Here is a 5,239-nt window from a genome sequence, read left to right as displayed (position 1 = left end):
TCAGGAAAAAGATCCATACGCTACCGTATAGGGGGGGAGTATATAAAAACAAAACCCTGGAGTTTGTCTTGCGACAGGGACAACAGGGGATTACTACGCAAATATAGGGAGTATATCTCGTTTATACAAGGATTTTATGGCTTTTCTGGATTGATTTTAAAAAGAATAGAGGCTTGTTCCCTGGAATGTAGTATTTACTACTTTTAGTATTTTAGTATATTAGTACGCTTTTCTTTTGGAGGATTTGGGCGTTCCCGTAAACGGTCGGGCTTTCCGCCTCCAAGTCCTCGCCTAAAGGCTGTGGGCTTTCCACTGCAATCCCTAACGCATGAATACACCCACCCACCCGATTAAGGTAGGCTATTTCCGGATAGAGCCGTTCGGTGAAGCCAGCCGGATAAAAGCCGCCTGACTTTTCACTGATCGGCACAATCCGGGTACTCCGGTAGCCGATTGTCGAACCCGGTTTTAACCCCCCTTTCAGGGGAGAGAGGTATTTTAGTTTTTCCGGCGTGGCCGCCTTGCGTTTACCTTGAGTTCCGAGGGGTTTTTGTCTGCAAAGGTCAAACGGCTTTTTCCATATCCCAAGTTGAGCCGCAAGCGGCTTTTAGAAAAAATCTCCAGCCTGGCTAAAGCCAGGTAGTATTTTTCCTAAAAAACTTGTGCTATGGAAAAAAACGTTTGGGGTGTTCTCATACAAAAACCCCTCGGAACTCAAGGTAAACGCAAGATGACCACACCGACAGCCCCGAAAAACCAAAATGAGGTTGTCTTGATACAAAAACATCGGAATCTTAGGCATCCGCAAGGTTTTTTGGGGGGGAGAGGGTGCGAGGTGGGGAGTTTACTATCGGAAAAAATCAGGTAGTAAATACTAAATTTAGTATATACTAAAATACTACTTTTTCATATAATTATCTGATAAATAGTTAGTTAAATGTTGTTTAAATACTTGCATATCTCAAATAAAAGTGCTATATTAGAGGTATAGAAAAAGAGATAACAACCTTTAGAACTGGCTCACCCACCAGGATAAAGAACGGGGGACGTAGTTATGAAAACTGATTATTTCGACAAGGCAGCGCAACAGTTTGCAAATTTGATGATCGAGAAGATCCAGCAGGTAGAGGACAATTGGCAAAAGCCCTGGATCACCATTGCGGCGAATACACGCAATTTCTTTCCGCAGAACCTCACAGGACGCAGGTACGCCGGAGGTAACGCCTTTTTACTTCTTTTCCTTTGCGAGAAATTCCAGTACCAGACACCCGTATTTATGACATTCAACCAGGCGAAAGAGGCCGGGATCTCCGTGCTGAAAGGATCGAAATCGTTTCCGGTCTATTACTTCCTTTTCTACGTGTACCACAAGGAAACACGCAAGAAAATAACCTTTGAGGAATACAAGGCGTTAAGCCGGGAGCAGCAACAGGAATACAACGTTATACCGACCTATAAATATTACTCGGTCTTTAACCTGGATCAGACCAATTTTTCGGACGTGAGGCCGGAAGAATGGGAAGCGTTAAGGGAGAAGTTCAGAGGGGGACAGGCAGAGCAGCCCGACGGGACAACCGGAGAGGCGCACCCCGAAATAGACGCCATGCTGGAGGCGAAAAGCTGGTTTTGCCCGATACGGGAGCAGCAAGGCGACAGGGCTTTCTATTCTCCTTTAGCCGATTATATCGTAGTGCCGCTTCGCTCGCAGTTCGTCGATATGCAGAGCTTTTACGAAACGCTTCTGCATGAAATGGGACATTCCACGGGACACCCCACCCGATTGAACCGGGATCTTGCGCACCCGTTCGGATCAGAGGAATACGGCAAGGAGGAATTAACGGCCGAGTTCGCCGCAGCCCTGGCAGGAATGTTTTTCGGGATAGCCGAACATATACGCACTGAAAACGCAGCTTATCTGAAAAGCTGGATAAAGGCGATCCGGGAAGAACCCAAGTTCATTTTAAACGTACTGGCCGACGCTATGAAAATTGTCAAGATGATAGCCGGGAAACTGAATATCTCCGTAGAAAGCGAGGAAACGGCAGCAGATGAAGCGGAACAGGTGGCATGATACAAGGAAGATCCCCCGAAAGGGGGACAGCCTTTCGGGGGGAGTTCTTTTTGGCACTCGCCCCAAAAAGAACCAAAAAACGCTTTGCCGCTACACTCCGTTTCGCTTTCATAGCTCTGATAATGCGTTTTTTGATTGGATAGATATATATTTGTAGATAAAATAATGTAATATGAACAAACCGAAGATTATACAGATTATTGATGTTGTTTCCAATGCGATAGCAGGAAACCGTATCGACGAGGATTTTATAAAGAGTTGTATTTACGGAAAAGTGGATGCGGAACTGTATGCGCATCTTTTAGGCAAATACAGGGGGTATGACGGGGATTTCTTTCAGTTTTATTTGGGGACGGACGATCGGATAAACCGGGCTTTGCTGGAGAACCTGGGGATTAAGGTCGAACCCGACAAATATCCGGACTATGATAGCCGGATTGTTGCGCAGGTCGTCCAGGGAAAGAAAAGGTTTGATATTTATCCTTTCGAGTTGGAAGCCTTTAACAGATATGCCATGTTTGGCAATAATAATGCGCTTTCATGCCTGAAAGGGATTTCCCCGACAGCCGGGCAGACCGTCCGGGAAAACGGTATTAACGAGTATGGAAACGCCTTGAATTGGTCGCTGTTCTGGATAAAGGCAAATCCGGAGGACAAAGCCCTGTTAGTGGATCACGTTTTGAATATCCCCGAACGATGATAGCGGAATATTTCATTTACCGGAGAAAGGGGGATAAAGAGCCGTTTATCTCCCTGGGGGAAATGCCGCAATACGGGTTAAGGCCGAAACAGAAGTTTACCGGGAAAAAACTTAAAATAGAGGTGATCCGCAGGCTTTCCGGTGTGGAAATCGAGCAGACGGCCACCACTCCGCAGATAAACGCCTATATCGAGGCGAATATCTATGATACCGAACGTTGGCCGGAGTACCGGAAGTTATACCGACAGGTGGCCGGAGAGGTGGAAACCGTGGCCGACATCTTTACGCTCCAGTATATTTTAGTGGCCGAACTGGAGGATCAGACCAGGACGGGAAAGGACTGCCAGCCGCAGCCGACAGATCCGAAAGACGAGAGGCTGATACACCTAATCCGGTGCGAGCTTATGGGTGAACCCCTGGAAATGTACAAGACGATGATAAACCCGATCATCGCCTTAAAGAAACGTTTCGTTTGATACTACATCTACTAAAAATAGTAGATACTACTTTTAGTATTTTAGTTCGTACGCTCAATCCTGGGAGAAAAACTAATCGGGATATTCATTGAGTTCCCGGTATGCCTTAGCTAACTCTTCTTGGGTGTGACGTTTGAACTTTTTACGGCTTATGATGAAAGGCAACCTCTGATTCATTTCATTCTCGTACTCGTCCAGGAGATGTTTACCCCTTCCGGTAAGGACGACATGGGTACGGTCGTCGGAAAAGCGGATCTCTTTTAAATCTTCCATTGTATCTAATATACGGAGGATGATTTTCTCGTAAATGGGGGTACGCAGTAACGGGTGTGCGAGCATGGGGGAATTGTATTTTATATCGAAATTCTCGATGATCTCCGTCTGCACTTCCTCTATATGCTTGGGAAGTGCTTTTCCCAGCGTGTAGTAAACAGCTATCTGAAAGTCTTTGTAATTTGGAAACATGGGCGTATATGGTTTATTGGGAACGTGGATATTTTTAATATTTCCGTTCCGGGATTCTTCGGCCGAAAGATAAAAAAATCTCTCGAATAATCTTTGGGATAGATGCGCTTTTTTTAGTAAATACTAAAAATAGTATTTTTGTAATGCGCATTACAGTAGTGTATTTTGTAAACGTAACGTGTACTTATTCAAGTATTTTAGTAAAATGGGTATCTTTTATATCCGGTTATACTAATATTAGTATTTTAGTATTTTTGTAATGTACATTACAAAAATATCCGTATCTTTGCATTCAGATTGAAAAACAAAAGGCTTATGATAACGACGATCCAGTTTAAGACGTTGGACGACTTGTATCAGTTTTACAACGACGCAATTTTTAACGGTGAGCTTTCGGAATGTATCGTGAATATGTCCCGTCACGGTGGGGCGTTCGGCTTTTTCGCCGCCAACCGTTGGAGAGGGGACGGGCAGGAAAAAAAGGTCGTTCACGAGATCAGCATCAACCCCGATTTTATGAACCGGGAAGATCGGGACTGGCATTCTACCCTGGTACATGAAATGTGCCATTTGTGGCAGGAGGATTTCGGCAGGCCGAGCCGGGGAGGGTATCATAATTCGCAATGGGCTGACAAGATGATCCAGGTCGGACTGATGCCGTCCGACACCGGGGAGGCCGGAGGCAAAAGGACAGGCCAGAGCATTACGCATTATATCATTCCGGGAGGGAAGTTCGAGCAGGTTTTCAATACGCTAAGCCGGGAGGATCTGCAAAACTTGCGGCTTAGGTACAAGCCGACTTTGGCGGCCGTACCTACCCGGCCGATCCGCATCGCCGGAAGCGACGGGGACGAAACGGAAGAACCGGAAGATCCGGACGAGGGGGAGAGCAAAAGCGGAAAGCGGAAGAAATACACCTGTGGGTGCGGCTGTAACGTGTGGGGAAAATCCGGGCTGGTGTTAAGGTGCGGACTGTGCGACACTGATTTTACGGAACAATAGGAAACAGTGCAAAGGTCAGAAGCCCCCAGTAAAAACCCCGCCGGAGGCAGATTTCAAGCATACTCGTTTTACTAAAATACTAAGATAAGTCTATACTAATCTTAGTATTTTAGTATTATTGTAATGTGCATTACAATATAGGGGTATATGAAAAAGTGGGGATGTCGTAATACGTCAATTCGCCCCACTTTTAAGGCTTGACGTGCAATAGCCGTCAGCCCCCAGACGGACGGGAACCACCCCGGCCGCACACAAATATAGAAAATCTTCCGGATTTAACCAAACAGGTCGGGATCTTTCTTTTTCCCCCTGGCCTTGATACCGAAATCCTCACGCAGCATCTTTGCCAGTGAATTTTGTGCGTGGGCTGTACTCATTTCACCGCTGCAAACCTTATCGTCGTAATATGCACAACGGTCGTACACGTCTTTCAGCCGTCCGCTTTCCAGGATCTTGTCGAGTGCCCTTACCGGGGTGTTGTCGCTCGGATAGCTTAAAGCACCGTAAACCCAACGGTAAACGAAC

5 protein-coding genes and 1 pseudogene are annotated in these 5,239 nt (G+C 46.1%); 4 read left to right on the top strand and 2 right to left on the bottom strand.

What is annotated here, in order from left to right:
• The first annotated feature begins 1,054 nt into the window (after positions 1–1,054).
• The 3 genes from AC5RDS_RS02610 (at position 1,055) to AC5RDS_RS02600 (ending at position 3,247) form a co-directional block, all read left to right on the top strand.
• Positions 1,055–2,071, top strand: coding sequence for an ArdC family protein (locus tag AC5RDS_RS02610; protein ID WP_005648576.1), 1,017 nt, complete (start codon positions 1,055–1,057; stop codon positions 2,069–2,071).
• A 172-nt stretch (positions 2,072–2,243) separates the two neighbouring features.
• Positions 2,244–2,771 (top strand): hypothetical protein, encoded by a 528-nt coding sequence (locus tag AC5RDS_RS02605; protein WP_005648574.1) that lies wholly within the window; start codon positions 2,244–2,246, stop codon positions 2,769–2,771.
• Entirely contained in the window at positions 2,768–3,247 is a 480-nt protein-coding gene (locus AC5RDS_RS02600; protein WP_005648573.1) for a hypothetical protein, read from the top strand. The genes AC5RDS_RS02605 and AC5RDS_RS02600 overlap by 4 nt, the downstream gene beginning before the upstream one ends.
• 72 nt (positions 3,248–3,319) lie before the next feature.
• Here the strand turns inward: AC5RDS_RS02600 and AC5RDS_RS02595 are convergent, their stop codons facing one another.
• Positions 3,320–3,712, bottom strand: a complete 393-nt coding sequence (locus tag AC5RDS_RS02595) for a hypothetical protein (protein ID WP_005648570.1) — start codon at positions 3,710–3,712, stop codon at positions 3,320–3,322.
• Between the two features lie 315 nt (positions 3,713–4,027).
• Here AC5RDS_RS02595 and AC5RDS_RS02590 point away from each other — a divergent pair, with 315 nt between their 5' ends.
• Positions 4,028–4,714, top strand: coding sequence for a SprT-like domain-containing protein (locus tag AC5RDS_RS02590; protein WP_005842205.1), 687 nt, complete (start codon positions 4,028–4,030; stop codon positions 4,712–4,714).
• A 275-nt stretch (positions 4,715–4,989) separates the two neighbouring features.
• Here the strand turns inward: AC5RDS_RS02590 and AC5RDS_RS02585 are convergent.
• A pseudogene (locus AC5RDS_RS02585) lies at positions 4,990–5,239 on the bottom strand (replication initiation protein); the annotation flags it as partial.

The sequence above is a fragment of the Odoribacter sp. genome (assembly GCF_985060555.1).
The sequence above is the reverse complement of the archived record's forward strand: the minus strand, read 5'-3'. Positions and strand labels throughout refer to the sequence as shown.